This window comes from Roseiarcus sp., assembly GCF_052145395.1.
GTDB lineage: Bacteria > Pseudomonadota > Alphaproteobacteria > Rhizobiales > Beijerinckiaceae > Roseiarcus.
Genome location: NZ_JBKQOT010000827.1, coordinates 12,851 through 37,978, shown reverse-complemented (window position 1 = coordinate 37,978; position 25,128 = coordinate 12,851). Strand labels below are relative to the sequence as shown.

The 25,128-nt window shown below is 67.1% G+C and carries 22 protein-coding genes and 1 pseudogene; 10 read left to right on the top strand and 13 right to left on the bottom strand.

The window, feature by feature from the left end; all coding sequences use genetic code 11:
• Positions 1-34 precede the first annotated feature (34 nt).
• Positions 35-1,327 carry an RsmB/NOP family class I SAM-dependent RNA methyltransferase gene (locus ACLP25_RS28730; protein ID WP_442472505.1) on the bottom strand — a complete coding sequence of 431 codons (1,293 nt, stop codon included), beginning with the start codon at positions 1,325-1,327 and terminating at the stop codon, positions 35-37.
• Positions 1,328-1,506: 179 nt separating this feature from the next.
• Here ACLP25_RS28730 and ACLP25_RS28725 point away from each other — a divergent pair, with 179 nt between their 5' ends.
• Positions 1,507-2,001 (top strand): cupin domain-containing protein, encoded by a 495-nt coding sequence (locus ACLP25_RS28725; RefSeq protein WP_442472504.1) that lies wholly within the window; start codon positions 1,507-1,509, stop codon positions 1,999-2,001.
• A gap of 137 nt (positions 2,002-2,138) precedes the next feature.
• Here the strand turns inward: ACLP25_RS28725 and ACLP25_RS28720 are convergent, their stop codons facing one another.
• The 5 genes and pseudogenes from ACLP25_RS28720 to argC all read right to left on the bottom strand — a co-directional run bounded on the left by ACLP25_RS28720 (position 2,139) and on the right by argC (position 5,522).
• Positions 2,139-2,984, bottom strand: a complete 846-nt coding sequence (locus ACLP25_RS28720) for a metal-dependent phosphohydrolase (RefSeq protein WP_442472503.1) — start codon at positions 2,982-2,984, stop codon at positions 2,139-2,141.
• 271 nt (positions 2,985-3,255) lie between these two features.
• On the bottom strand, positions 3,256-3,921 hold the full coding sequence (locus ACLP25_RS28715; RefSeq protein ID WP_442472502.1) for a glutathione S-transferase family protein: 666 nt from the start codon (positions 3,919-3,921) through the stop codon (positions 3,256-3,258).
• Between the two features lie 65 nt (positions 3,922-3,986).
• Positions 3,987-4,304 carry a hypothetical protein gene (locus tag ACLP25_RS28710; RefSeq protein WP_442472517.1) on the bottom strand — a complete coding sequence of 106 codons (318 nt, stop codon included), beginning with the start codon at positions 4,302-4,304 and terminating at the stop codon, positions 3,987-3,989.
• Positions 4,305-4,365: 61 nt separating this feature from the next.
• Positions 4,366-4,569, bottom strand: a pseudogene (locus ACLP25_RS28705) (NAD(P)H-dependent oxidoreductase); the annotation flags it as partial.
• 41 nt (positions 4,570-4,610) lie between these two features.
• Entirely contained in the window at positions 4,611-5,522 is a 912-nt protein-coding gene (argC, locus tag ACLP25_RS28700; protein WP_442472501.1) for an N-acetyl-gamma-glutamyl-phosphate reductase, read from the bottom strand.
• Positions 5,523-5,997: 475 nt separating this feature from the next.
• On the opposite strand from argC, the gene ACLP25_RS28695 reads away from it, so the two are divergent.
• Positions 5,998-6,867 (top strand): bile acid:sodium symporter family protein, encoded by an 870-nt coding sequence (locus tag ACLP25_RS28695; RefSeq protein ID WP_442472500.1) that lies wholly within the window; start codon positions 5,998-6,000, stop codon positions 6,865-6,867.
• A 106-nt stretch (positions 6,868-6,973) separates the two neighbouring features.
• On the opposite strand, the gene rpsI is transcribed toward ACLP25_RS28695, so the two are convergent.
• From rpsI to ACLP25_RS28680, 3 genes are all read right to left on the bottom strand, one after another.
• A complete protein-coding gene (gene rpsI / locus ACLP25_RS28690) occupies positions 6,974-7,456 on the bottom strand; it encodes a 30S ribosomal protein S9 (protein ID WP_442472499.1) in 483 nt (160 codons plus the stop codon).
• A gap of 3 nt (positions 7,457-7,459) precedes the next feature.
• Positions 7,460-7,930 (bottom strand): 50S ribosomal protein L13, encoded by a 471-nt coding sequence (gene rplM, locus ACLP25_RS28685; RefSeq protein WP_442472498.1) that lies wholly within the window; start codon positions 7,928-7,930, stop codon positions 7,460-7,462.
• Between the two features lie 833 nt (positions 7,931-8,763).
• Positions 8,764-9,216 (bottom strand): PaaI family thioesterase, encoded by a 453-nt coding sequence (locus tag ACLP25_RS28680; RefSeq protein WP_442472497.1) that lies wholly within the window; start codon positions 9,214-9,216, stop codon positions 8,764-8,766.
• 166 nt (positions 9,217-9,382) lie between these two features.
• Here ACLP25_RS28680 and ACLP25_RS28675 point away from each other — a divergent pair, with 166 nt between their 5' ends.
• The 3 genes from ACLP25_RS28675 (at position 9,383) to ACLP25_RS28665 (ending at position 14,111) form a co-directional block, all read left to right on the top strand.
• Positions 9,383-12,538: a PAS domain S-box protein gene (locus ACLP25_RS28675; RefSeq protein WP_442472496.1), complete on the top strand. Its 3,156-nt coding sequence runs from the start codon at positions 9,383-9,385 to the stop codon at positions 12,536-12,538.
• A 113-nt stretch (positions 12,539-12,651) separates the two neighbouring features.
• Positions 12,652-13,614, top strand: coding sequence for a TAXI family TRAP transporter solute-binding subunit (locus tag ACLP25_RS28670; RefSeq protein WP_442472495.1), 963 nt, complete (start codon positions 12,652-12,654; stop codon positions 13,612-13,614).
• Entirely contained in the window at positions 13,611-14,111 is a 501-nt protein-coding gene (locus ACLP25_RS28665) for a CinA family protein (protein ID WP_442472494.1), read from the top strand. The genes ACLP25_RS28670 and ACLP25_RS28665 overlap by 4 nt, the downstream gene beginning before the upstream one ends.
• Positions 14,112-14,153: 42 nt before the next feature.
• On the opposite strand, the gene ACLP25_RS28660 is transcribed toward ACLP25_RS28665, so the two are convergent.
• From ACLP25_RS28660 to tpiA, 3 genes are all read right to left on the bottom strand, one after another.
• Positions 14,154-14,609 carry a type II toxin-antitoxin system RatA family toxin gene (locus ACLP25_RS28660; protein ID WP_442472493.1) on the bottom strand — a complete coding sequence of 152 codons (456 nt, stop codon included), beginning with the start codon at positions 14,607-14,609 and terminating at the stop codon, positions 14,154-14,156.
• A gap of 34 nt (positions 14,610-14,643) precedes the next feature.
• The gene (gene secG / locus ACLP25_RS28655; RefSeq protein WP_442472492.1) at positions 14,644-15,051 is read right to left on the bottom strand and encodes a preprotein translocase subunit SecG; all 408 of its coding nucleotides are present in this window, start codon (positions 15,049-15,051) and stop codon (positions 14,644-14,646) included.
• Positions 15,052-15,162: 111 nt separating this feature from the next.
• Positions 15,163-15,921: a triose-phosphate isomerase gene (gene tpiA / locus ACLP25_RS28650; protein ID WP_442472491.1), complete on the bottom strand. Its 759-nt coding sequence runs from the start codon at positions 15,919-15,921 to the stop codon at positions 15,163-15,165.
• Between the two features lie 120 nt (positions 15,922-16,041).
• Between tpiA and ACLP25_RS28645 the strand changes: the two genes are divergently transcribed.
• The 3 genes from ACLP25_RS28645 to ACLP25_RS28635 all read left to right on the top strand — a co-directional run bounded on the left by ACLP25_RS28645 (position 16,042) and on the right by ACLP25_RS28635 (position 20,265).
• On the top strand, positions 16,042-17,937 hold the full coding sequence (locus ACLP25_RS28645; protein WP_442472490.1) for a SurA N-terminal domain-containing protein: 1,896 nt from the start codon (positions 16,042-16,044) through the stop codon (positions 17,935-17,937).
• A 4-nt stretch (positions 17,938-17,941) separates the two neighbouring features.
• A complete protein-coding gene (gene trpE / locus ACLP25_RS28640; protein WP_442472489.1) occupies positions 17,942-19,462 on the top strand; it encodes an anthranilate synthase component I in 1,521 nt (506 codons plus the stop codon).
• 362 nt (positions 19,463-19,824) lie between these two features.
• On the top strand, positions 19,825-20,265 hold the full coding sequence (locus tag ACLP25_RS28635; protein WP_442472488.1) for a MarR family winged helix-turn-helix transcriptional regulator: 441 nt from the start codon (positions 19,825-19,827) through the stop codon (positions 20,263-20,265).
• 123 nt (positions 20,266-20,388) lie between these two features.
• Here the strand turns inward: ACLP25_RS28635 and ACLP25_RS28630 are convergent, their stop codons facing one another.
• Positions 20,389-21,951: a long-chain-fatty-acid--CoA ligase gene (locus tag ACLP25_RS28630; protein WP_442472487.1), complete on the bottom strand. Its 1,563-nt coding sequence runs from the start codon at positions 21,949-21,951 to the stop codon at positions 20,389-20,391.
• Between the two features lie 271 nt (positions 21,952-22,222).
• Between ACLP25_RS28630 and ACLP25_RS28625 the strand changes: the two genes are divergently transcribed.
• Positions 22,223-23,287 carry a LysM peptidoglycan-binding domain-containing protein gene (locus ACLP25_RS28625; RefSeq protein WP_442472486.1) on the top strand — a complete coding sequence of 355 codons (1,065 nt, stop codon included), beginning with the start codon at positions 22,223-22,225 and terminating at the stop codon, positions 23,285-23,287.
• 50 nt (positions 23,288-23,337) lie between these two features.
• Positions 23,338-24,633: an adenylate/guanylate cyclase domain-containing protein gene (locus tag ACLP25_RS28620; RefSeq protein ID WP_442472485.1), complete on the top strand. Its 1,296-nt coding sequence runs from the start codon at positions 23,338-23,340 to the stop codon at positions 24,631-24,633.
• The last annotated feature ends 495 nt before the right edge of the window (positions 24,634-25,128 follow it).

Sequence of the window (25,128 nt, the reverse complement as noted above, 5' to 3'; positions counted from 1 at the left end):
TTCCCGGGCTAGGCGCGATACAAGACGGCGACCGCTACAGTTTCACGAGCGTAGCGACGTAGAACCCATCCGTCCCCGTCGTGTGGGGGCTCAGCCGGAGGCCGGGGCCGAACGGCGAGGCCCGCTCGGCGAGGGCCGGGAGGCCGGCCGCGCGCGCCGCAGTCGCCGCGTCCACGGGCAGAAAGTCGTCGTGCCGGCCTAGAAAGGCGGAGGCGCGGTCCTCGTTCTCGGCCCGCAGCACCGAGCAGGTGACATAGACGATGCGCCCACTAGGCTTCACGAAACGCACCGCGTTTTCAAGCGCTTCATCCTGATCCTTCATGCGCTGCTCCAGCGCGCCCGGACGTATGCGCCACTTCGCGTCGGGGTTCCGCCGCCACGCCCCCGAGCCGGTGCAGGGCGCGTCGATCATCACGAGGTCGCAGCGGCCCTCAAGATCGGCGACGACGTCCGCTTGGCCCTTTGGCGCGCGGACCTGCACGTTGCGGGCGCCCGAGCGCGTGAGTCGATCGAAGATCGGTGTGAGCCGACGCCTGTCCTCGTCGGTCGCATAGACCTGCCCGTGATTGTCCATCATGGCGGCGAGCGCCAAGGTCTTGCCGCCGGCGCCTGCGCAGAGGTCGAGGACCTGCAGGCCGGGTTTCGCCTCGCTGAGGAGCGCGGCGAGCTGCGAGCCTTCGTCCTGAATCTCGATGAGCCCCTTGACGTAGGCCGGCTCGGCGTTGAGCGCCGGTCCCCGCCCGTCCGGGCGGATGGCGATGCGCAAGCCGACCGGCGACAGCGGCGTCGGCTCGGCGCTAAGATGCGCGAGCGCAGCGAGCGCCTTTTCGCGCGTGGTCTTGATGAGATTGGCGCGCAGGTCGACTGGTGCGCGGTCGGCGAGCGCCCGCCCCTCCTCGGCCGCCTCGGCGCCGAACGCCGCCTCGAACTGCGGCGCGAGCCATTCTGGAAAGTCGCCGGCCACGTGCGCCGGCGCGCCCTCGAGGGTCGCGGTCGCAAGGCGGTCGCGCTCGCCGTCGCTCAGCGCCGCCGGCGCGTGGCCCTCGCCGGTAAACAGCGCTGCGATCGCCCCAAGGTCGAGGCCGCGCGTCTGCTTGAGCGCGCCGATCGCCTCGGCGCGCGGCGTGGATTCGCCCATCAGCCACGCAGACGAGCTTTTCCGGCGCAGCGCGTCATAGACGAGGGCCGAGATCGCCGCGCGGTCGCCGGACCCCGCGAACCGATGCGTGAGCCCCCAGTCCTTCATCGCGTCTGATGCGGGACGGCGGCGGCCCTCAATGTCGGCCAAAACTTCGATGGCGGCGGAGACGCGGGCGACGGGAGTCATGCGCGCTCTTTGGCGCAAACCGCGTGGGAACGCAAAAGGGCCGGCGCCGGCGCCTCCCTGAGGCGCTTCCGACCTTCCGGCGCTGGCGCTCACGAGAGGTTGATGCGGGAAGCTCAAAGCCTCTGGCGCCGCGCCCGTGCGCCCGGCTAGACTCCACCAGGCAAGCGTACTGAAGAGGGATGGCCATGGCCCACGACCACGAGCCCCATGAAGCCAGCGACCGCTGGAAATACGACGGCGTGCGCGTCATCAAGGGCGATCAGCTCGACCCCAACACCGCGCAGACGCCCGGAATGTTCCGGCAGGCGGCGATCAACCATGCGCGGGTCGGCGCCCAGAAGATCTGGGCGGGGACCGTCAGCATCGAGCCGGACGCCAAGACGGGCGTCCATCACCATGGCGCGCTCGAGAGCGTCATCTATGTCGTGAAAGGACGGGCGCGCATGCGCTGGGGCGAGCGGCTTGAGTTCGTGGCCGAGGCCGGACCCGGCGACTTCATCTTCGTGCCGCCCTACGTGCCGCACCAGGAAATCAACGCCGATCCCGATCAAACCCTGGAATGCGTCCTCGTGCGCTCAGACAACGAAGCGGTCGTGGTGAACATCGCCAATGTCGAGCCCGTCGAGAAGCCGGAAGAAGTCTACTGGGTCGATCCCATCCATCGGCGTCCGTGACGGGCGAACGCCCTGGCGGCGCCGCCATTCCCGGAATTCGTTAGTTTCAAGGAGGGCGTTTCTCACACCACGACCTCGTCCTCAGGACGAGGTCGTGGGTGCGGAATCGGCCTTCCTGTTCGGGAGTTACCGCAATTTTACGGTTGCGGCCCGTGCTGGCGCAGCTCGTGCTCCGCGCGAAATACGTTGGCGTAGAGACCGTTGATCCACTGGCGTCCGCTCGACGTCAGGCTCAGGTAATGAATGGCGTCCTGGATATAGGGAGAGACGTTTTCCCAGTAGAAGGTCGGATATTTATCGACAAGATCGGCAGGCGAACTGTAGCCGAGTTGTCTGTTCAAGCCGTTTTCTTCAAATTCGCAATAGAGCGCATTCGCCTTTTTCAGATAATGGGGATCGCCGAGCTGTCCGATCAGATCCGCAGCTCTGAGCAGGCCCGCTTCCTCGCCCACGTTTGGATCCTCGGGCTTCTTCGAGTACGGGAAGCGTGTGTGCTCGATCGCGCGTGCGACGCGCGATCCGTCGAGCTCGTCGATCCGCGAAAACCGATCCAGCACGAACAGCATCGACCGTTCGACATGATAAGGCGCGAGCGCGGCGTCGGAGGCGCCGCGGGGCACGGCGACCTTACGGCCGGCGGCGTCGACGACGTAACGGTCCGCTTCGTCCCCGTTCAGGAGTCCGCGGACGTAGCCGATGTCGTGTGTCAGGCAGGCGACGATGAAGTGGCAGTAATCGGACGGCGTCGAGTCCACGACCAGCGCCCGGCCCTTAAAAATGTCGTGGCCGGCAAGCGTGACCAGCATCGTATGCTCGATGTCGTGATAGAGGGCGTCGCTGTTGCCGATGCAATCGATCGCAAGCCGCGCGGCGAACGGGACGATCTCGGCGAGGCGCGCGTGCGACACCCCGAACCGGTCCTTCATGTCGGCGGCCAGGAACGCGCCCAGCGCATCGGCGGCGAGCTTGGGCAGCGTGATCATGGATCGCGCCGACCGCAACGGCCGAGACCCTGCGCGGGCTCGATCCCGGACAAAAGCACGCCCATGCCCGCCTCCGCAAATCCGCCCCGCCCTGTCGGCCGACGATAGCGCAATTTCCGCGCCCACGCACCGGTATCAAACCGCTCCCCTGGGAAAATCTCCGGCGGCGCGAGGCGATTATCACCACCAAGGACACGAAGATGCACGAAGCCCTGGTGGGCCTTCGCGCCCTTCGTGGTGAAGGCTTGCGAGGAGCGTCGCACCGCTTGCCTCACCGCGCGTAGGCGTACGGGCCGCCCCGCGCCAACGCCTTGCGGTAGGCGGGACGGGCATGGATGCGTTCGACGAAGGCCTCGAGCTTCCGCCGGCCTTCGAAGGCCCCGGCCCGCGCCCCGCCCGCTTCGAGCGGAAAGCTCATCATGACGTCAGCCGACGAGAATTCCTCGCCCGCGAACCAGGGGCGCGCAGCCAGCTCCGCCTCGATAAAGTCGAACATGGTCTTGAGGTTCGGCGATGCATAAGCCTGCCGCGCGGCCTCGGCGGCCGACTTCGCCGCCTCCTGGAGCGGCCCCGGCGCGCGGCCCGGCAGGGTCGACAGCACCAGGTCCAGGAGAATCTGCGGCATCAGCGACCCCTCGGCGAAATGCATCCAGTAGGTCCAGCGCAGCCGGTCCGGCGTCCCCAACTCCGGCCGCAGGCGTCCGCCCGCCTTCTCGACCAAATAGTCCACGATCGCGCCGGTCTCCGCGATGGTCACGCCGTCGTCGACCAGAACGGGCGACTTGCCGAGCGGATGGACGGCCTTCAGCGCCGGCGGCGCGAGGCGCGTCACAGGATCGCGCTCGTAAAATTGGATCTCGTAAGGCAGCTCGAGCTCTTCCAGGAGCCAGAGCACCCGCTGCGAGCGCGAATGATTGAGGTGATGGACGACGATCATGAGCGCTTCCCTTCCCAAAAATCCGACAGCGACGAGGCTACGCGCGCGCTCGCGGCGCCAGCGTGTCAGAGCTTGCGCATCGCCGCCCCGACCCGGGCGATGAACGCCTTGCGCTGCGCTTCATTTGCGACATTCATGTGGTAAAGCGCGTAATAGTCCGCCCGCGCCTTTCCGCCCGTGAACCAGCGCAAATAGCGCGTGACCATTGTCTTCGGCGGATCGCCCATCCATTTGGCCATCCGCCAGGGCCGGCCATAGGTGACGATCCCGACAATCCGGCGCACGTTGAACAGCATCGGCTTCACGTGCGCCGGGTCGGAGAGGTCGAAGGCGACGCCCGGCATCAGCACCCGATCGCAAAACCCCTTCAGCATCGCCGGCATGTAAGCACCAGGTCGGAAACTGCATGACGATCGCCTCGGCGGCGGTCAGGCGCGCGATGAGCGGCTCGAGCCCGACACGGTTTTGCGGCGCGTCATGGTAATGCCGCCGTCCTTCCTCGCTGAGGACAGGATCGAATTTCTCGGCATAGAGATCGAGGAGGTCGATCTCGTGGCCCGCGGCCTTCAGGCCCGCGAGCGCCTCCGCGCGGACGGCGGCGTGAAAGCTTTCGGGCAGCGGATGGCAGTAGATATAGAGGACGCGCATGCGCCGAGCGGAAGCAAGGACCGTGCTGCGCTTTGGCGGCCTCAGCGCCCGAGCATCAGCATCAGGTTCTGCACCGCCGCGCCCGACGCGCCCTTGCCAAGGTTGTCGAACTTGGCGGTGAGCACCGCCTGCCGGCGGGCCTCGTTGGCGAAGACGTGAATCTCGATGTCGTTGCTGCCGTTGAGCAATTCCGGCTCGATCCGGGCGTTCTCCGTCGTGGCGAACACCCGGAAGAAGTTCCGCCCGTCGTAGTGCTTGTCGAACACCGCCTTGAGGTCCGCGAGCGTCGGCTTCTTCGGCAGCGCGTCGAGATGCAGCGGCACGCTGACCAGCATGCCCTGCCTGAAATTGCCGACCGAAGGAACGAAGATCGGCCGCGCAACGAGGCCGGAATAAAGCTGGATCTCCGGCATGTGCTTGTGTTCGAGGGCGAGGCCGTAGAGCTCGAAGGCCGGCGCCTTGCCGGTCTCGAAGGCCTCGATCATCGACTTGCCGCCGCCGGAATAGCCGCTGACCGAGGTGATCGACACCGGCGTCTCCTTCGGCAAGAGGCCGGCGTCGACGAGCGGCCTCAAAAGCGCGATCGCGCCGGTGGCGTGGCAGCCCGGATTGGTCACTTTCTTCGCCTTGGCCACCGCCTCGTCCTGGCCGGCGATGAGCTCGGGAAATCCATAGATCCAGCCGGGCGCGACGCGGTGGGCCGAGGACGCGTCGATCACGCGCGGCGCCTTCACGCCCATGGCGTCGACGAGCTTCGCCGCCTCCTTGGCCGCCTCGTCCGGCAGGCAGAGGATGACGACGTCCACGTCCTCATAGATTTTCTGCTTGGCGGCCGGGTCCTTGCGCGCCTCGGGGGCGAGGCTCGCGAGTTCGATCCCGCTCACGCCGTCGAGCTTCTCCCGGATCTGGAGCCCGGTGGTCCCCGCCTCGCCGTCGATGAAGATCGTCGCCATGATCGCCTCGTAATCCTCAATCCGAAACCCAATCGCGCTCGCGCGCGGCCACGCGCTCTCTTCAGCGTCGGCGCAGTCGGCGGTGCGGGCGGACGATCATGGCGCAGGTCTTTCCTATGAAACGGGCGTCACGGTCAAGCGGTGCGAGGCGCCGCCGTGGCTGGGCTCTGCCTGGCGCACCCGCAAACACCTGGAGTCGGGCCCAGCGGAAGTCTAGAATGCCTCCGACGGAATCGAACGCTACGCAGGAGCCTGGGGATAACAAAGAGGCTGAGCTCGCTCTCCGCTCCCGATGCTCAACAGCGCTGGCGCCCTTGTCGACGTGGCCGACCGGGACGCCCTATACAGGGTTATCGAAGAGTCTTCCGCCGATTGAAGCTTCGGAGGGCGGGCCCAAGGGAGGCGCGGCCAAACGGGCCAGTCGCGCGGCGTTATTCGCTTCCCGCCGCAACGGCCATCGGGTAACCGGACCCATATGACCGCGCAAGCGCTGATTCTTCTGGCTCTGAAGGCCAGCATCGTCCTCTCCGTGTTCGCGATCGGCCTCGTGTCCCGGGTCGAGGACACGCTCTTCCTGCTGCGCCGACCCGGGTTGCTCCTGCGCTCGGTTCTGGCGATCAACGTCGTCATGCCGCTGGTCGCGGCGGCGATGGCGTGGAGGTTCGATCTGCCGGTGGCGGTGGAGGTGGCGCTGGTGGCGCTCGCCGTGTCCCCGGTCCCGCCTCTGCTGCCCAAGAAGCAGATCAAGGCGCGCGGCGAGCCCTCCTACGCGATCGGGCTTTTGGTCGGCGCCGCGCTGGTCGCGATCGTGTTCGTTCCCATCGCCGTCGAATTGCTCGGCCTGGCGTTCCAGTTGCCGGTCCACATGAACCCCTGGCCGATCGCGAAACTCGTGTTCGCGACCGTGCTCGCGCCGCTTCTTGTCGGCATCCTCGTGCGGCGGCTCACGCCGGAGCTCGCGGCGCGCTTTGCGCGACCGGTTGGGCATGTCGCGAATATCGTGCTAGTGCTGTGCTTTCTGGCCGTGCTCATGACCGCGTGGGCCGCGATCGTCGACCTGGCCGGAACCGGCGCATTCTGGGCTGTCGCCGTCTTCGTCGGCGTAGGCCTCGCCGTCGGGCACTGGCTCGGCGGCCCCGAGCCCAACGACCGCACCGTGCTCGCGCTCGCCGCCGCCACCCGGCACCCCGGCGTCGCGATGGCGATCAGCTCGGCAAACTTTCCCGGCTTCAACGCGGTCCTGCCGGCCTTCCTTTTGTATGTCGTCGCCGGGGCCGTCCTGGCGATCCCCTACGTGATGTGGCGCAAGCGCGCGACTGAGGCGCTTTCGAGCCGCGATCGCTGATCGCGGCGGACGCAGTCGACGACCGCGTCTCCAGATGCGTGCGCGCCGCTCGACGACAAAAAGGGCGGCCGATGCCGCCCTTCCGTAACCGCAAATAGCCGCTCGCTCAGCGCTTCGAGAACTGGAAGCTGCGGCGGGCCTTGGCGTGGCCGTACTTCTTGCGCTCGACGACGCGGGAGTCGCGGGTGAGGAAGCCTTCCTTCTTGAGCGCAGGCCGGAGGTCGGGCTCGTAGTAGGTCAGCGCCTTGGCGATGCCGTGGCGCACCGCGCCCGCCTGCCCCGACAGGCCGCCGCCGTTGACGGTGACGGTGACGTCGTACTGGGTGATGCGGTCGACGAGGACCAACGGCTGGCTGAGAATCATGCGCAGCACGGGCCGTGCGAAATACACGTCGAGCGGCTTGCCGTTGACGGTCGCCAGGCCCTTGCCGGGCTTGATCCAGACGCGGGCGACAGCATTCTTGCGCTTGCCGGTGGCGTAGGCGCGGCCCTGCTTGTCGAGCTTCTGGACGTGGACGGGAGTCTCGGCGACTGCCGGAGCGAGGGACGAGGTCTGGAGGTCGGCCAGGGAGGAGAGGGTTTCAGCCATGGGTTAGACGGTCCGGGTGTTTTTGGGATTCATCTTGGCGACGTCGAGCACGACCGGCTGCTGCGCGGCGTGCGGATGATCGGGGCCCTTGTAGACCTTGAGGTTGCTGAGCTGCTTCTTGCCCAGCGGCCCGCGCGGAAGCATGCGCTCGACCGCCTTCTCGACAATGCGCTCGGGGTATTTGCCCTCGAGGATCGACTTGGCGGACCGCTCCTTGATGCCGCCGATGTAGCCCGTGTAGTGGTAATAATTCTTGTCCTCGCGCTTCTTGCCGGTAAGGACGACTTTTTCCGCGTTGATAATGATCACGTTGTCGCCGTCGTCGATATGCGGCGTGAAGCTGGGTTTATGCTTGCCGCGCAGACGCATCGCGACGATGGTCGCGAGCCGCCCGACGACGAGGCCCCTGGCGTCGATGAGAAGCCACTTCTTCTCGACATCGGCCGTCTTTGTCGAATGGGTTTTGCCGAACATGATGGTTCCACGAAGTTCTTAGGTCGCGGGCTTTTGCCGCGGTCTCAGCGGATTGTCAACGGCGCGCGGCCGGAATCGTCAAGAAAACTGCCAGCTTTGCATATGCGGTACTATAATACCGTGACCCGCAAGATTGTCACCCCCGCGAAAGCGGGGGTCCAGCGCTCCGTCCAACTGCGGGGACGTCCGGACTCTCAGGACCTGGAACCAGTCGCTCAATTATGCCGCTCGCCCATGCCAGCATCATTTCGCGAGCGCCGCGCCGCAAGCAAGTCTCAAACGCTGGCGGCGGTTCTCTGGACCCCCGCTTCCGCGGGGGTGACAGGCTTCGACCCGAGCAATCCAGCCCTCGCTCCCGACAGCCTTCGGCTAGTCACCCTCGCAAACTGCCCTGATTCTCGGCTCGGCCCACGCCGTCTGTGACGCGGGTCGCAGCCTGCACCGGCGAGGCGGTCAAGCAAAGCCGACCCGGACAACCGGCGCGCCGCTCTGATCGATAATCCTGTCCGCAACAAAAGCTTGCGGAAAAACCGAAATTACGCTATGCTGCCTTCATGACGCAATCACAGGCCAGGCACGGTTTCCCCTGCGGCGCGGCCCGCCAGCGCGGGCGCGTCGCCGTTCCACGAGAGGAGGGGCCATAGAGAATTATTTTCGCCCGGGCGCGCTCGTAACCCATTGAAAAGTCTCGATTCGGACGAGTGATTCCAAGGAAATCCAAACGAATCCAAACGCCCCGGAGGCCGAATTCGCGGAGCCTGAGGGCAGAGCTGCGGAGCGCTGAGGAATTCCAAGCTCGCCACATTGTGGCCGCAAACGTGCGGCGACGCGTCCTACGCCCCCTCGTCCCCCTTGGCCGGAATGGAATACGTCCCGGTCGCGTGCGCCGCCATCTCGTCAGAACCCTCGGAGAAGAGCGCCACCTCTCCGACCGCGAGCCGCTTGCCGAGCTTTATCAGCTTCGCCCTGCCGATCAGATCCCTGGGCTCGGGCTTGCGCAAGAAGTTGATGGTGAGGCTGGTGGTCACCGCGAGCTTCACCCGACCGAGTTCGTGCAAAATTGCGACATAGAGCGCGAGGTCTGAGAGCGTGAACATCGCCGGCCCCGAGATCGTGCCGCCGGGCCTGAGATGGTCGGGGTGATAGGCGAGCCGCACGGTCGCGCTCATGGGCCCCACGTCGTCGATGGAATAGTCGCCGCGCGACCAGATCTGCGGGAACACGTCCACGAGGTAGGCGGTGAGTTCCTCGAGGGTGAAGGGTCGTGGTTTGGCGTGATGCGTCATGGCGATCCCGAAAGCGGCAGGATCGTCTAGCCGACGCCGCGATCGCGGGGAATAGGCCGCGCGCTGCGCGCGCCTATTCCGGGGGCGTCGCCGCTTTAGAGCCTTTTTTCAAGAGCCTAAGTGTCGTCTCCGGTTGTTGACGCCTATCCAGGGACGACGTCTGTCGATGACCACGGATCGAGCTTTGGCCGCAGAAGCGGGCGGGAGAACCTTGGCGACCCTGCCGGGGGTGTCGAACGAAAGCAGGCCGGTTGTCGATGAGCTTCTGGACGGGATGGCCGAGGGGTTCTTCGCCCTGGACTCGGAGTGGCGGTTCACGGCCTTCAACCGCGCCGCGGAGGAGATGTTTGCGCTCCGCCGCGAGGACGTGATCGGGAGGCTCTTGTGGGAAGTGTCGCCGACCGTTCGCGGGAGCGAATTCGAGCGTCGCTACCGCAAGGTGATGGCCGATCGCGAAAAGCAGGTGTTCGAGAGCTTCACGACCCGGTCCCCCGTCCGATGGCATGAGGTTCGCGCGTTCCCGCTCGGCGACGGGATCGGCGTCTCCTTCCGGGACGCGACCGAGCGCAAGGCCGTGTTCGAACGGCTCAGGCAGCGCGAGCTCGAGCTTCAGCGGGTTCAGGAGATCGGCCTCATCGGGGGCATGCGCGTCGACGTTCGCGGCGGCTTCTCCGGACACCGCTCGCCGGAATACCTCAAGATCCACGGACTGCCGGAAACATCGGCTGTCGAGTCGCACGAGGACTGGGTCGCGCGCATCCACCCGGAGGACCGCGAACGGACGGCCAACCATTTCCTCGACGCCCTCAAGGGCGGCTCGTCCACCTACGCGTCGGAGTACCGCATCGTTCGTCCGAGCGACGGGGCCGTTCGCTGGATTCGCGCGCTGGCCGAGATCGAGCGGGACGAACACGGCCGCCCGATCGCCCTTATTGGCGCCCACAGCGATATCACGGAGCGGAAGCTTGCCGAGCAGGAGGCGGTCGCGAGCGAGGAGCGGCTGCGGGCGATCGCGGACGCGCTGCCCGTCCTGATTTCGTATATCGACAGCGGCCGGGTATTCCGCTTCGTCAACAAGACCTATGAATTATGGTTTGAACGTCCGCGGAGCGAGATCGTCGGCCGACGCGTCGAGGAGGTCATGCCGCCCGACATGTATGCGGCGCGCCGGGAGAACCTCGAACGGGGGCTCGCGGGAGAGGACGTCACCTACGAAGTCGAATTTCCGCGATCGCACGGCGTGGCTTACACGGAGGTGGTCCACGTCCCGAATCGCGACGCCGCCGGCCGCATCCTTGGCGTTTACGTGGTCGTCACCGACATCACCCAGCGCAAATTGGCCGCGCGCGCGCTCGCGGACAGCGAGGCGCGGTTCCGAGCCATCGCCAACAGCGCGCCCGTGCTCATCTGGGTGACCGGCGCGAACGGGATGCGCGAATTCGTCAACCAGGCCTATCTCGACTACTTCGGCGGAACCTACGAGGAGGCGCTTTCCTACGACTGGCGGCAGGCGTTGCACCCCGATGATCTGCCCCGGATCCTCGGCGCCGCGCCGACCATCGACGCCAAGACCACGTCGGTCGTCGTCGAGGCCCGGTTCAAGCGCGCCGACGGGCGCTGGCGCTGGCTGAGGGCGATATCGCAGCCTCGCCGGAACATTGAGGGGGAACATGTCGGCTACATCGGGGTCGCGCATGACATCACCGACGCCAAGAGAGCGCAGCGGGCGCTCGCGCGGATCAACGAAACGCTGGAGCGGCGGGTCGGCGAGCGGACCGCTGAGCTTGCCGCAAGCGAGGCCCTGGTCAGGACATTCTTCCAGCACTCGGCCGAATGCCACGCCGTGCTCGTCGAGGAGGACAATGGCTTCCGGTTTCAGGAAATTAACCCGGCGTTGGTCCAACTTTACGGCCTGCCGCGCGACGCGGTCGTTGGACGGTTGGCGACCGAGGCTTTGGGACCGGACTCGGGCGCCGAGGTCGACCGCCATCTGAGAGCCTGTGTCGCCGAAGGCGGGACATATCGGTATGAACGCCTGCACGCAGGCCGAGTCGTCGAAGCCGTCGCAACGGCGGTCCCGAGCGGCGACGGCAAGCCGCGCCGCGTCGTCGTCAGCGCGCGCGACGTGACGGAGCGCAGACGCCTCGAGGAGCAGCTGCGGCAGGCGCAGAAGATGGAGGCGCTGGGCCAACTCACCGGCGGGGTCGCGCACGATTTCAACAACATGCTCACCGTCGTCCTCGGCGGCCTGGACGCCATCGACCGGCAAGTCGCTCAAATGCCGGATATTCCGGCCAAAGCGCGGATTCAAAGGTCCGCGGACATGTCGCTCCAGGGCGTCCAGCGCGCTCGCGCGCTGACCAGTCGCCTTCTGGCGTTCTCTCGTCGACAGGCGCTAGCTCCGCTGCGGGTCGATCCCAACGCGCTCGTCGGGGGCTTGAGCGATCTCCTCCAGCGGACGCTCGGCGAGCGCATCGTCCTGAAAACCCTCCTCGCGGACGGCGTCTGGAGCGCGTTCGTCGATCCTAACCAGCTCGAGAACGCGCTGATCAATCTGGCGCTCAACGCGCGGGACGCCATGCCCCGGGGCGGCAGCCTGGTCATCCAGACCGCGAACCGCACGCTCGGCGAGGCTGACGTCGCCGCCTTGCCAGAGCGCATCGAGCCGGGCGATTACGTCGCCATCGCCGTCATGGACACCGGCGCCGGCATGGACGCGCCGACGCTCGCGCGCGCGTTCGACCCGTTTTTCACCACCAAGGAAGTCGGCAAGGGGACCGGCCTCGGCCTCAGCCAAGTCTACGGATTCTGCCGCCAGTCCGGCGGTCACGCCCAGATCGAAAGCGAGCCGGGACATGGGACGACCGTCCGCATGTTTCTTCCCCGCCAAACGGCGCTCTCAGGCGGAGCGACGGAGCGCGCTCAGGTTCAGTTCACCGGCGCGGGCGGTCGGGAAAGCATTCTGCTCGTCGAAGACGACGACGGCGTGCGAGCCTATACGACGGAAGCGCTGCGCGAGCTCGGTTACCGGGTCGCGGAGGCCCCGAACGGAAAGGCCGCTCTGGCCATCCTGGACGACGCGCCCTCGGTGGACCTCATGCTGACGGACGTCGTCATGCCCGGCGAATACAATGGGCGCGAGCTCGCCGAGGAGGCGGTCCGGCGCCGGCCGGGCCTGCGGGTGCTCTACATGACGGGCTACAGCCGCGACGCGCTTTCCCGGAACGGCCGGCTGAACCCCGGCGTGCATCTTCTGAGCAAACCCTTTTCCCTGGAAGAGCTTGCGGCCAAGGTGCGAAGCCGGCTCGATGCGGTCGCCTGACGCGGCAATGAGCCGCAGGTTCGCCGATTTGTCATGATTTTGGCGAACACTGTGTCATAGGCGCATTTGGCGCCTCTCGGACCGCGACTACGGTCCTTTACATGGGAAAACTCATGCCCCTCAGCTTCCGTCCCGCCGCCGTTGCTTCGCTGATTGCGCTTCTCGCGGCCGCTCCCGCCTTTGGCGAGTCGCTTTCCGAGCGCCGCGCCGCCAAGGAAAAGGCCGAGACGGTCGAGGTCGAGGTCGCCTGCGGCAAGCTCGACAAAGAGAATTGCGCCGTCGTCGTACCGGAGATCAACGCCAAGACCGTCAGCCAGAACGTCCGGCTGAAGCCGCTCGAATCCAAGGGCAGCGTCGAGTCGGTCGACGGTCTCTGCGACGGCGACGTGCAGATGGCGGTCGTGCAGGCGGACGTCCTCGCGGTGCGCTCGGCCAAACCCGACTGCGCCGGCAAGGTCGTCGCGCTCGGCGCTCCGCTCTATCCGTATGAGGGCTTCATGGTGCTGCGCGCCGATCAGCGCGAAGGCAAATTCGGCGACCTGATCGACCGCCTTCCGCCGGGAACTGTGCTCAAAATCGCCGCCGGCGGATCGGGCTCGGGCGGAGAACTCACTTTGCGCAATATCCTCGCCAACGCGCCGGAGTGGAAGCAGCTGGTCGACATCTCCCCCGACGGGTCGGAGACCGCGCTCAACAAGCTGCGCGACCATCAGATCGACGCGTTCTTCGTGATGGACGGGCCGCAGTCGCCGTTGCTGCAGGAGGTGCGCGACACGGTCGACCCCAAGACGAAACAGCGCATCTTCAAGTTCGCCGACCTGCGCCCAAGCGACAAGCTGCTCGGCATCCCCTTCAACGGGCGCAGCCTCTACGCGACTGCGACGCTCGAGTCCGGCCGGTTCAGCGCGATCAAGTCGATTGCGACGCCTGCCGTGATCGCGGTGCGCGATGACTTCTACCGGACCTATCCCGAAGTCACCGCCAAGGTTCGGCAGGGCGCTGAGGACGCCCTGCCCGCGATCGCGGCGAAAGCCGGCGCCAGGCCGGACTGGGCGAAGGACTTCGACCGGCGATGACGGCGGGCCTCTTTCCTCCCGACCTTACCGCCCGCGCCGCCGCCCTCCTCGATCGCTGCGGCGCCGCAGGCCTCAAGGTGGCGACCGCCGAGTCCTGCACGGGCGGCCTCATCGCCGGGCTGCTGACCGAGATCGCCGGTTCGTCCGCGGTCGTCGAGCGCGGCTTCGTCGTCTATTCCGATGACGCCAAGGAGGAGCTGCTCGGCGTGCCTGCGGCGACGATCGCCACCCACGGCGCCGTCAGCGAGGCGACCGCCCGGGCTATGGCGGAAGGCGCGCTCAAAGCCTCGCGCGCCGAACTCGCCGTCAGCGTCACGGGAATCGCGGGGCCGGATGGCGGCTCGGCGGAGAAACCGGTCGGCCTCGTCTGGTTCGGTTGCGCCCGTCACGGCCAGCCGATCGTGGCGCGCGAGGCGCGGTTCGGCGACATCGGCCGCGGCGCGGTGCGCCTCGCGTCGGTGCGCGTCGCGCTCGACCTGCTTGAGGCGGCCGTGTAGCCGCGATCGGCGAGCGCGGCAGAAAGCGGAGGCGCAAAGCGCCTACGCCCGGTAGAGCGCGTCCGCCCGCTCCTCGAAGGCTTGCGCGAACTTGCGGAAGGCGGCGTCGAACATCGAGCCCATCAACGCGCTGAACGTCCGGCTGCGGAACTCATAATCGATGAAGAAGGTGACGAGCGAGCGTCCCGGCTCCGGCTCGTCGCGGAACGTCCAGATGTTCTCCAGATAGCTGAACGGCCCGTCGATATATTCGACCACGACGCGCAGGCGCGGCTTGTCGAGCTGGACCCGGCTGGTGAACTTCTCGCGGATCATCTTGTAGCCGATCGACATCTCGGCGATCAGCGTGTCACGGCCCTGCCCGTCCGGGCGCCGGCTGCGCACCCGCATCCCGGTGCAGAGCGGCACGAATTCCGGATAGCGCTCGACGTCGGCGACCAGGTCAAACATCTGGTCGGACCGGTGCCGGACGCGGCGCTCGTTGCGGAAGGACGGCACGCCTGAGGCCTCCGAGGCCGCCCCGCCTAGCGGATTAGGGCTTCTGCGCCGGGGCGGGCGCGGCCGGTGCCGGAGCCGGAGCCGAGGGCGCCGCCGGGGCGTTCGACTGGCCCTGAAGCTGCTTCAGTTGGTCGAGGATGTTGCCCGGATTGACCGGCTGAGGCGCCTGCTGGCTCGCCGGAGCGACCGGTCCCTTGGTCAAAATCGAATGGGGCGCACGGCTCCACCCGGCGATGATCGACATCAGGATCGACGTCGCGAAGAACAGCGTCCCAAGGATCGCGGTCGCGCGCGACAGCGCATTCGCCTGGCCGCGCCCGGTCATGAAATTGCTGGAGCCGCCGCCCGATCCCAGCACGCCGCCTTCGGAGCGCTGCAACAGGACGACCGCGATGAGCGCGACCACGATGAGGATGTGAATGACGATCAGGACCGATTGCATGGGGGCTCTAACGACGAAAGCGCCGGCCGTGAAGGCCGGCGTTCATGAAAAGTTGGCGCGCTCCTACCACGGCGCAAGGGGCGCGTCCATCGGGTCGATCGGGGCTCGCCCTCAGCGATAAGCGGCCGCGATCGCCAGGAAATCCGCAGCCTTGAGGCTGGCGCCGCCAACGAGAGCGCCGTCGACGTTGTTGATGCCGAGGAGTTCCTTGGCGTTGGACGGCTTGACCGAGCCTCCGTAAAGGATCCGCACCTTCGCCCCAGCCGGCCCATAAATCTCGCCGAGCAGCTTGCGGATCGAGTCGTGCATCTTGGCGACGTCTGCCGGCGTCGGCGTGAGGCCGGTGCCGATCGCCCAGACCGGCTCATAGGCGACGACGACCGTCGCAGGCCCCCCATCCGGCGGCAACGATTCCCGGACTTGGCGCGACACGACGGCGTATTCGAGGCCCGACTCGCGCTCGGCGCGCGTCTCGCCGACGCAGACGATCGCCACGAGCCCGGTCTTGATCGCCGCCTCGGCCTTCGCGCGCACCTCAGCGTTGGTCTCGTGATGGATGGTGCGGCGTTCCGAATGGCCGACGATTGCATAGGTCGCGCCGAGATCCTTCAGCATCGCGGCGGAGGTGTCGCCGGTGAAAGCGCCGCTCGCCTGCGGGCTGCAATCCTGCCCGCCCCAAGTCACCGTCCCGCCTTTGAGCTTTGAGGCCGCCAGCGCGATCAGGGTGAACGGCGGGCAGACCGCGAGTTCGGCCGCGCCCGCCTCCCCGGCGTCGGCCGCCTTGCGCATTGCCTCGATCTCGGCAAGCGACGCCGTGAGGCCGTTCATTTTCCAGTTGCCGGCGACGAGCGGGCGGACGTCCGGGGTCATAGTCCTTGTCTCCTTGAATTGGCCGGCGCGGTGTTATCATCCGCCGAAAGCCTATGCAAAGCGGCCGGCTGCGGCTAATAGGCGCGGTCCAAGCGGCGACGGAAGAGGCGAAGGACCCGAATGCTTGAATCGATGCGCAACGCAACCCAGGGGGTTGTCGGCAAGGCCATCATGACCGTTGTGATGGGGCTCATCATCGTGAGCTTCGTCATCTGGGGCGTCGGCGACATGCTGCGCGGCTTCACCGCTTCGAACGTCGCCTCGGTCGGCGGCGCCAAGATTTCGTCGCAGGACTACCGCTACCAGTTCCAGCGCACCCTGCAGCAATACCAGAGGCGGCTGCGCCAGCCCTTCACCACCGAGCAGGCCCGCGCCATCGGGCTCGACCGTCAGGTGTTGCAGCGGATGATCAGCGAGGCGGCGATCGACGAGGAAGCGCGCAAGCTCGGCCTCGACGTTTCCGACGAGGCGCTGCGCGCCATGATTACGGCCAATCCGGATTTTCAGGACAGCTCCGGCGCCTTCGACCCGCAGAAGTTCGCGTCCCTGCTGCGCGACAACGACCTGAACGAGCGCTTCTACGTCACCGAACTGAAGAAGAACGCGCTGCGCCAGTTCATCATCGCAGCGCTCGCGACCGGCGTGGCCGCGCCGAAGGCCATGGTGACGTCGGAGGCCGATACCGAGGGCCAGACGCGGTCGGCCGACACGTTCGTCCTCCCGGCGGCGGCCGCCGGAGACATTCCTGCGCCATCCGACGAAACGCTGAAGGCGTACTTCGACGATCGCAAATCGACCTACCGGGCGCCGGAGTTCCGCGCGATGGACGTGGTCGCGCTCGAGCCGGAGACGCTCGCCAACCCCGCCGAGGTGAGCGATGCGGACGCCGAAGCCGCCTACGCCAAGGTCGCGGGCAAGGACCCGAAATACGGCGCGCCGGAGAAGCGCGATCTCGAGCAAATCCTGTTTCCCAATCAGGCCGACGCCGACGCGGCGGAAGCCAAGATCAAGGCCGGCGCGAGCTTCGACGACATCCTCAAGGATCGCAATCTGAAGCCGGAGGACGTTGAACTCGGTCAGACCGCCAAGGACGCCATTATCGACCCGGCCGAGGCCGAGTCGGTGTTCGCCCTGCCGGCCGGCGGGGTGAGCGGCGTTCTGACCAGCCAATTCGGCCCAGTGATCGTCCGGGTGAAGACCATCACGCCGGCGACGGTCAAGCCGTTCGCTGAAGTCGCCGACGAGATCAAGCGGCGGATCTCGGCCAGCCGCGCCGGCGACAAGATCCAGGCCCTGCATGACAAGATCGAGGACCTGCGCGTGTCCGGAAAGCCACTCCCCGAAGCCGCGAAGGAGGCGGGCCTGACGACCCAGTCCGTCGCCGCCATCGACGCGACAGGCAAGGACCCGAACGGCAAAGAGGTCCCGCTGCCCGACGGCCCCGATCTTCTCCGGGCGGCATTCGCCTCCGATGTCGGCCTGGACGAGGCGCCGCTGCAGACCAAGGACGGCGGCTTCGTCTGGTTGGCCGTGACCAAGGTCGAGCCGTCGCACGAGCGCACCTTCGAGGAGGCAAAGCCCGAGGTCGAGGCGCAGTGGCGGACCGAGCAGGTCGAGAAGGCGCTGGCCGCCAAGGCCGATGATCTCGTCAAGCAGTTGCGGACTGGCGCGAGCGCCGCCGATGTCGCCAAGAGCGTCGGCGCGACGGTCAAGTCGGTCGTCGACATCCATCGCGACGAGAAATCGAGTCTACCGGAGTCGGTGGTCGCGGCCATTTACCGTGAGCCTGCGGATGGAGTGGGATCGGCCGCCACGCCCGAGGGCCGGACGGTGTTCAAGATCACCGCGGACCAGACGCCGCCCGTCGACGCGATCGACCCTCGCGTCAAGTCGATGGCCCAGCAGCTCGACGGTGCGACCCGCGAGAGCCTGATCGACCAGTACATCGCCGGGCTGCGCCGGTCGCTCGGCGTCACCGTCAACCCGTCCGTGATGCAATCCGCCGAAGGCGGCTGACCTGATGACGATGATCCCAGACTACGAGGCCTTCGAACGCGCCTACCTGGCGGGCGCCGCGAGTGTCGCGGTGACGACGCTGGTCGCCGACCTCGAAACCCCGGTCTCGGCCTATCTCAAGCTGGCACGCGAGCGTGCCGGTAACATTTTCCTGCTGGAATCGGTCGAGGGCGGCGCCCAGCGCGGACGCTATTCGATGATCGGGCTCGATCCCGATCTCGTCTTCCGCTCGACCGGAGAGCGCGCCGAGATCAACCGGAAGGCGCTGCTCGAGCCCGACGCCTTTGTCCCCTTCCCAGGCGACCCGCTCGCGGCGCTGAGGGCGCTGCTCGACGAATCCCGCATCAAGCTGCCGCTGGGCCTGCCGCCGATGTCCGCCGGGGTGTTCGGCTATCTCGGCTACGACATGGTGCGCCGGATGGAGCGACTTCCGGCCGCCAAGCCCGACCCGATTGGCGTCCCGGACATGCTGCTCATCCGTCCGACCGTCATGGTCGTGTTCGACGCGGCGCGAGACGAGATGATCATCGTGACGCCGATCCGCCCCTCGGCCGGCGTGTCGGCCAAGGCGGCTCATGAGGCCGCTCAGGCGCGGCTCGAGGCGGTCGTCGCGGCCCTCGAAGCGCCGCTCGATCACGGCGCCGGCGAGGCCGACCCGCTCGCCACCGCGGGCGAAGCCGTCTCCAATACGACCGAGGCCGAGTACAAGGCGATGGTCGCCAAGGCGAAGGACTACATTGCCGCGGGCGACGCTTTCCAGATCGTGCTGTCGCAGCGCTTCACCAGCCGGTTCGATCTGCCTGCCTTCTCGCTCTATCGGGCGCTCCGGCGGGTCAATCCATCGCCGTACCTCTGCTATCTCGACTTCGGCGACTTCCAGATCGTCGTCTCGAGCCCCGAGATCCTGGTCAGGGTGCGTGAGGGCAAGGTCGTCATCCGGCCGATCGCCGGCACGCGCCCTCGGGGCAAGACGCCAAGCGAGGACGCCGCACTGGAGGCGGAGCTCATCGCCGATCCAAAGGAGCGCGCCGAGCACCTGATGCTGCTCGACCTCGGCCGCAACGACGTCGGCCGGGTCGCGAAGATCGGCACGGTCCAGGTGACCGACAGCTTCTTCATCGAGCGCTACAGCCATGTCATGCACATCGTCTCGAACGTCGAAGGCGAGATGAGGGACGATGCAGACGCAGTCGACGCCTTGGCGGCCGGCTTCCCCGCGGGCACCGTTTCGGGCGCGCCAAAAGTGCGTGCGATGGAGATCATCGACGAACTCGAAAGGGACAAGCGCGGCATCTATGCCGGCTGCATCGGCTATTTCGGGGCCGGCGGCGAGATGGACACCTGCATCGTCCTGCGCGCTTCCGTGGTGAAGGATGGCCTCATGCACGTCCAGGCGGGCGCGGGCATCGTCTACGACTCCTCGCCCGAAGCCGAGCAGGTCGAGTGCGTCAACAAGGCGCGCGCGCTGTTTCGCGCGGCCGAGGAGGCGGTGCGATTCGCGGCCCGGGGAAAGCGCGGGCAGTAGCCTCGCCCCCGGTCGTTCGCAGGGCCTTGCGCGGACCTCAATTTGGAATCGACTTTTCGAGCACTCACCGGCCTTGAGGCGGTGGGAAGCGCCCTCGGCCAAGCCGACTTCGGATTGAAGGCGATGTCGCCGAGCGTGGTCGGCGCGGCGCCGCGTCACACGGGCGTAGGCTTCTTGCGCCTCGGCACGGTTCGGCGGCCGCTCCGGACCCGATGGGCAGGCGATTGCGCAAATAAAAGGACAAACGGGGACGAGACCTATAAGAGCAGATATCCGCTTCCCGAATCGTAAAGATGCCGTTGACAGTTTCCCCACCGTCTCCTCCGTCAGAGCCCGCGGCCGACCGACGGTCGGCGCTGGCCATGGACATGGACGCCTTTATTCCGGCGGCCCTGACCAATCTTGCGCAGAAGATCACGGCGACCGCGTCGGCGACCTACCGTCCGCGGTTCGGCGTCGGCATCACCGACTGGCGGATTATCGCCCTGCTCGCCGGCGAGCCCTGGATCGCCCCGGTTCGGATCTGCGAGGCGACCGGACTCGACAAGGCCGCCGTCAGCCGCAGCCTGCGCGACCTCGCGGAGGCAGGCCTCGTCGAAGTGCGTAGCGACGAGCCCAACCGGCGCCGCCTGCCGGTCGCGTTGACGGAGAAAGGCCTCGCCGTGCACGACCGAATCGTCGTCGTGGCGCTGGCGCGGCAGGAGCGGTTGCTCAAGGGTTTCTCGCCGGAAGAGCGGGCGCAGCTCAAAGACTTCATCGCCCGTATGTGGCGCGAGGTGGAGACCTTGAAGGCGAAGGACTGACCCGCTGTAGCCGCGCTTCCTGGCCGTCGGTAGACGGGCGTTCTCAACGGGCGCCCTGGGGAGCTGCCGACGCGGTCAACGACCGGATCTCCAAAGGGCGATTCGACGGCACGGCAATCGGGTCTAATTCACTTGCCGCGCCGTCCCTTCCCAGAAGGGCTTGCGAAGCTCCCGCTTGAGAATCTTCCCCGCGCCCGACAGCGGCAGCGGGTCGTCCTGGATCTTGACGCTGCGCGGGCACTTGTAATGCGCGATCCGCGCGCGGCAGAAGTCGATGATGTCCGCCTCGCTGACGATAACGCCGGGCTTGCGCATCACCACGGCATGCACCGCCTCGCCCCACCGCTCGTCGGGAATTCCGATGACCGCGCATTGCGCGACCGCCGGATGCTGCGCGACGCAATTCTCCACCTCGGCCGAATAGACGTTCTCGCCGCCGGTGACGATCATGTCCTTGATCCGGTCGACAATGTAAACGTAGGCGTCCTCGTCCATATAGCCGGCGTCGCCCGTGTGCATCCAGCCGTCGACGATCGCCCTCTTCGTCTCCTCCGGCCGCTCCCAATAGCCCATCATGACGATGTCGCCGCGTGCGACGATCTCGCCGACCTCGCGTGGCGGCAGCGGGGCGCCGTACGGATCGACGATCCGCACTTCGACCATCGCGGCTGGACGGCCGCCCGACCGGTGGCGTCCCTTCGCCCGGCCTTCGCCGATGTGATCCTTCCATGGAAGGACCGTCGCCACGGGCGACAGCTCCGTCATGCCGTAGGCCTGGAAGAACTCGACATGCGGCAGCGCCTTGATCGCGCGGTCGAGCACCGCCTCGGAGATCGGCGACGCGCCGTAGGTCACGCGCTTGAGCGACGAGAGGTCGAACTGATCGAGGCCCGGCTGGTCGACGAACATCTGAATCATCGTCGGCACGAGGACGATATTGCTGACGCGGAACCGTTCGATCGCGCGGGCGACGCCATCAGGTGAAAACGCCCGGATGATCGCATTCGAGCCGCAGAGCAGGAGCGCGAGATACATCCCGCTGGCGTTCGCCAGATGGAACATCGGCGCGACATGCAGATAGCAGCGGAAGACCTCCTCCGTGCTGAATGAGAGCGCGTTGCGCGCACTTGCCAGCAGGTTGCGGTGGCTCAGCATCACGCCCTTGGAGCGCCCGGTCGTGCCGCCGGTGTAGAAAATACCAGCGAGATCGGCCTCCGAGGCTTCGACGTCAGGGATCGGCGCCGCAGCGGCGAGGACTTCCTCGTAGTCGTGGGCGTCCTTGGGCCGCGCATCGGGCGCGTCGTCGGCGTAGAGGAGCGCGAAAGTCGAGAGCTGGTCAGCCATCGCCTCGCCCATCTTGGCGAAGGCCGCATCCACCACCAGAATTTTGGGCCGGCAGTCGGTGAGGCAGGCCTGATTCTCGCCGGCGCTCCAGCGGATGTTGAGCGGCGCGACGACCGCGCCAGCCCAGGCGGTCGCCAGATAGAGCTCGAGATAGCGGTCCTGGTTCAGCATCAGGATCGCGACCCGATCGCCCCGGCCGACGCCGAATTCCCTCAGCGCCCCGGCGAGGCGCGCCACGCGGTCGGCCGTCTCGATCCAGGTCAGGCTGCGATTCTCGAACTGGGTGGCGACGCCATTTCCGTTGAACAGAACAGCGCGATGAAGGCCGAAGGTCGTGCTCATGGCGATCCTCCCCGGCGGCGTCCCGCTCGTTCATTGACCGCGCCGCTTCCGGCGCGGCGCCATGCGATTTTTCCGTCGCCCTTGATCACAGGCTTCCACATTCGCGGAATTATTTCAACGTGGGCGGCGGGAGTTTTCGCGGAGCGAGGGGGACGTCCCGATTCAGACGTCCGCAAAACGATTATCGCCGGGGAGAAAAGACTTTGAGCCCGGTCACTCGATTGTCGCAGAGCGAGGCGCTGAGTATAGTCACGCGCGAAAGCGAAACAGCATGCCATCGCAAACAGCGTTGATCTGGGCGGGGGCGACCGGCGCGGCCGTTGCCGCAGTCGGAGCCGCCGGGCTCTATTGGACCCATCCGGACCTCCTGCGGCCGAACCCCGTACCTGCAACCGTGACCGAATCGGCTGAGCCGACGGCGGCGCCGGCGCCCGCGCCGGACAAGACCGCCGCGCTCGCGCCGACTCCGTCCGTCCCGACGCCGTCCCCTGTCATGCCGGCCTTCGACGTCGTCAGCGTCGAGCCGAGCGGGGACACCGTTGTCGCCGGGCGCGCCGCGCCGAACGTCAAGGTGGCCCTCGTCGACGCGGGACGAACGCTCGCCGAGACGATGACCGATGCTCAGGGGCAGTTCGTCATAATTCCGGCCCCGCTCCCGCCGGGCGATCATAGCCTCACGCTGTCGTCCGGAGCCGGCGGCCCGGCCGAGACATCGAAAGCGATCCCCGTCTCCGTCGCCCAGCCGCCCGTCAAGACCGCCGCCGCCGCGCAGGGGGCAGCGTCGGCCCCACCGACTTCCGCCGCCCCCCGCCCCGCGTCATCGCCCGTCGCGATTCGCTCGGTCGACGCCAGCGCGGACGGCGGATTGGTCGCCAGGGGCTCGGCCGACCCCAATGCAACCGTCCGGCTCTACATCAGCGGCGCCTATGTCGGCGACGCCCGGACCAAGGACGACGGACGCTGGTCGCTGACCATCGAGCACGGCATGACGCCAGGCGCCTACGAGGTCCGCGCCGATGAGATCGACCCGGGAAGCGCCAAGGTCGTCGCCCGCGCCGATGCGCCGGTCAGCATCCCGACCCTGGCTGCGCCGGAGAAGCCCCGCTCCCCTGCGGCGCCGACCGCACTGGCGTCGTCGGCCGATCTCGTGCTTGACGCCGTTCAGACCCATCACGTTGAGCGCGGCCACACGCTCTGGGGCATCAGCCAGAAGTTCTACGGCGACGGATCGCGCTATGGCATGATCTTCTCCGCCAACGCCGGCCAGATCCGCGACCCGAACCTGATCTATCCCGGACAGACCTTCTTCGTGCCAAAGGGCGAGTCGAAGCCGTGATTCCGGCTCGCCGGCTGAGCCTTCCTGGCTGACGGAGCGAGGCTCGTTCCATGCCGCACGCCCAAGCGAAGTTCGCAATCGCCGCCCTCGACAGCGCCCTGGCCCAGAGGATCGTCGACACGCACATCTGGGCGGTTGAGCAAGGTTTACGCGGCGCGGCCGCTGCCGAACTGTTCGACGGCTATTGCCAGCGGCTGGTCGTCCACGGGACGCCGCTGTGGCGGGCGCATTCCGCGATGGAGACTCTCCATCCTCAGTGGCACGGCTACGGCGCCACCTGGCGGCGCGACCTGAACGCCATCGCGCCGGAAAGCTACGCCCACGGCGAAGACGACGAAGCGATCTGGGTTCGGAGCCCGTTCTACGCCCTGATCGAGCGGGCGCGCGCGGGCGAGCCCAATCCGTCGATGCGCCGTCGCCTGTCCGCCGGACCGGAGGAGCGGGACTTCCCGGCGCTCAAGGAATTCTTCGCCGCCGGCGCGACCGACTACGCCGCCTGGCTCTTCGTCTACGGGGACCCGCTCGCGAGCGGACTGGGAATCGGCGACCGCTCGCAGGGGAGCGGCGTCGTCTTTTCGTTCGCGACAGACCGGGACGCGGGCTTCAGCGACGACGACGTCATGCTGATGCAAGCGACCCTGCCAGCGCTGTCGCTGGCGATGAAGGCGCACGCCGGCCACGTCATCGCTTCCGGGCTGCTTCGCACCTATCTCGGCTGGGACGCGGGCGGGCGCGTCCACGCCGGCGCGGTGACCCGCGGGTCGATGGAGCAGCTGCGCGCTGCGATCTGGTACGCCGACATCCGCGGCTTCACGGAATTGAGCGATTCCGCTCCGGGCCCCACGGTGATCGACCTGCTGAACGACGCCTTCGAGGCCATGGCCGCGCCGTTGCGGGAACGCGGCGGACAGGTGCTGAAGTTCGTCGGCGACGCGATGCTCGCGACCTTCGCGTTCGAGGAGGCGGAGCGCGCCGTCGCATGCGGCCGCGCGATAGACGCCGTCATCGAGGCGACCCGCAACCTCGAGGCGCTGAACCGCGTGCGCGCCGAAGCGGGCGCGCCGCTCGCGGAGGTCGATTTCGCTCTTCACGTCGGCGAAGTGATGTACGGCAACGTCGGCGCGGCCGACCGGCTCGACTTCACCGCCATCGGCCCTGCGATCAACGAGGTTGTCCGCATCGAGGCGCTCTGCCAGCCGCTCGGGCGATCGATCCTCGTGTCGCCGGAGTTCGCCGAAATCGCGCGCGAAAGCGGCCGGCGCCTCGAGCCGCTCGGCCTCCACGCGCTGCGCGGCGTGAAGGCGCCCAAGGCGCTGTTCGCGCTGGATGGGAACGCGCAGGGCTAGGGCCGACAACCGGCGACGGCGCGACAAAATGCAGGAACAGGGAAAATCGCTGGGGCGCGGGCGCCGTCCCGCGCCAAAATCTCGAAGCCTTTCATAACGATGCCGAATTGCAATCCGCCGGTTGCGGCTCCCGGGCAGGGAAAATCGGCCGCCGATAACAGGGAGGGCCTTTACAGGAGGGGAACAGGGAGTTTTCAGGCGGCGGGCGCCCGGTGGCGAATCCCACTGCGCTCAGGTTGCATCGTCCTCGCCGTCGCGGCGAGCGAGCGGCTTTGCGCACGGCAGAGCCGCGTCCGAAGGCTGGAGTCGACCCGGAACGGACGGTCGCAGAGCGTTTGTCGGCGCGGCATGGATGGCCGGCGCCGCAAGGCGCTGAAGCCCTCACCATTTCAACTCGTCAAAAAGGTCCCGCCGTTTGCAGTTTTCCATTTATAGCAGTGGAAACGGTGGCGCTTGCTTCAAACCGTTTTTTCTTGATGGCTCTCATTCATCGGG

Excerpts from the sequence above, each read along its gene's own strand:
- ACLP25_RS28730 (WP_442472505.1), bottom strand. The coding sequence starts at position 1,327 with ATGACTCCCGTCGCCCGCGTCTCCGCCGCCATCGAAGTTTTGGCCGAC.
- ACLP25_RS28725 (WP_442472504.1), top strand. The coding sequence starts at position 1,507 with ATGGCCATGGCCCACGACCACGAGCCCCATGAAGCCAGCGACCGCTGG.
- ACLP25_RS28720 (WP_442472503.1), bottom strand. The coding sequence starts at position 2,984 with ATGATCACGCTGCCCAAGCTCGCCGCCGATGCGCTGGGCGCGTTCCTG.
- ACLP25_RS28715 (WP_442472502.1), bottom strand. The coding sequence starts at position 3,921 with ATGATCGTCGTCCATCACCTCAATCATTCGCGCTCGCAGCGGGTGCTC.
- ACLP25_RS28710 (WP_442472517.1), bottom strand. The coding sequence starts at position 4,304 with ATGCCGGCGATGCTGAAGGGGTTTTGCGATCGGGTGCTGATGCCGGGC.
- argC (WP_442472501.1), bottom strand. The coding sequence starts at position 5,522 with ATGGCGACGATCTTCATCGACGGCGAGGCGGGGACCACCGGGCTCCAG.
- ACLP25_RS28695 (WP_442472500.1), top strand. The coding sequence starts at position 5,998 with ATGACCGCGCAAGCGCTGATTCTTCTGGCTCTGAAGGCCAGCATCGTC.
- rpsI (WP_442472499.1), bottom strand. The coding sequence starts at position 7,456 with ATGGCTGAAACCCTCTCCTCCCTGGCCGACCTCCAGACCTCGTCCCTC.
- rplM (WP_442472498.1), bottom strand. The coding sequence starts at position 7,930 with ATGTTCGGCAAAACCCATTCGACAAAGACGGCCGATGTCGAGAAGAAG.
- ACLP25_RS28680 (WP_442472497.1), bottom strand. The coding sequence starts at position 9,216 with ATGACGCATCACGCCAAACCACGACCCTTCACCCTCGAGGAACTCACC.
- ACLP25_RS28675 (WP_442472496.1), top strand. The coding sequence starts at position 9,383 with ATGACCACGGATCGAGCTTTGGCCGCAGAAGCGGGCGGGAGAACCTTG.
- ACLP25_RS28670 (WP_442472495.1), top strand. The coding sequence starts at position 12,652 with ATGCCCCTCAGCTTCCGTCCCGCCGCCGTTGCTTCGCTGATTGCGCTT.
- ACLP25_RS28665 (WP_442472494.1), top strand. The coding sequence starts at position 13,611 with ATGACGGCGGGCCTCTTTCCTCCCGACCTTACCGCCCGCGCCGCCGCC.
- secG (WP_442472492.1), bottom strand. The coding sequence starts at position 15,051 with ATGCAATCGGTCCTGATCGTCATTCACATCCTCATCGTGGTCGCGCTC.
- tpiA (WP_442472491.1), bottom strand. The coding sequence starts at position 15,921 with ATGACCCCGGACGTCCGCCCGCTCGTCGCCGGCAACTGGAAAATGAAC.
- ACLP25_RS28645 (WP_442472490.1), top strand. The coding sequence starts at position 16,042 with ATGCTTGAATCGATGCGCAACGCAACCCAGGGGGTTGTCGGCAAGGCC.
- trpE (WP_442472489.1), top strand. The coding sequence starts at position 17,942 with ATGACGATGATCCCAGACTACGAGGCCTTCGAACGCGCCTACCTGGCG.
- ACLP25_RS28635 (WP_442472488.1), top strand. The coding sequence starts at position 19,825 with ATGGACATGGACGCCTTTATTCCGGCGGCCCTGACCAATCTTGCGCAG.
- ACLP25_RS28630 (WP_442472487.1), bottom strand. The coding sequence starts at position 21,951 with ATGAGCACGACCTTCGGCCTTCATCGCGCTGTTCTGTTCAACGGAAAT.
- ACLP25_RS28625 (WP_442472486.1), top strand. The coding sequence starts at position 22,223 with ATGCCATCGCAAACAGCGTTGATCTGGGCGGGGGCGACCGGCGCGGCC.
- ACLP25_RS28620 (WP_442472485.1), top strand. The coding sequence starts at position 23,338 with ATGCCGCACGCCCAAGCGAAGTTCGCAATCGCCGCCCTCGACAGCGCC.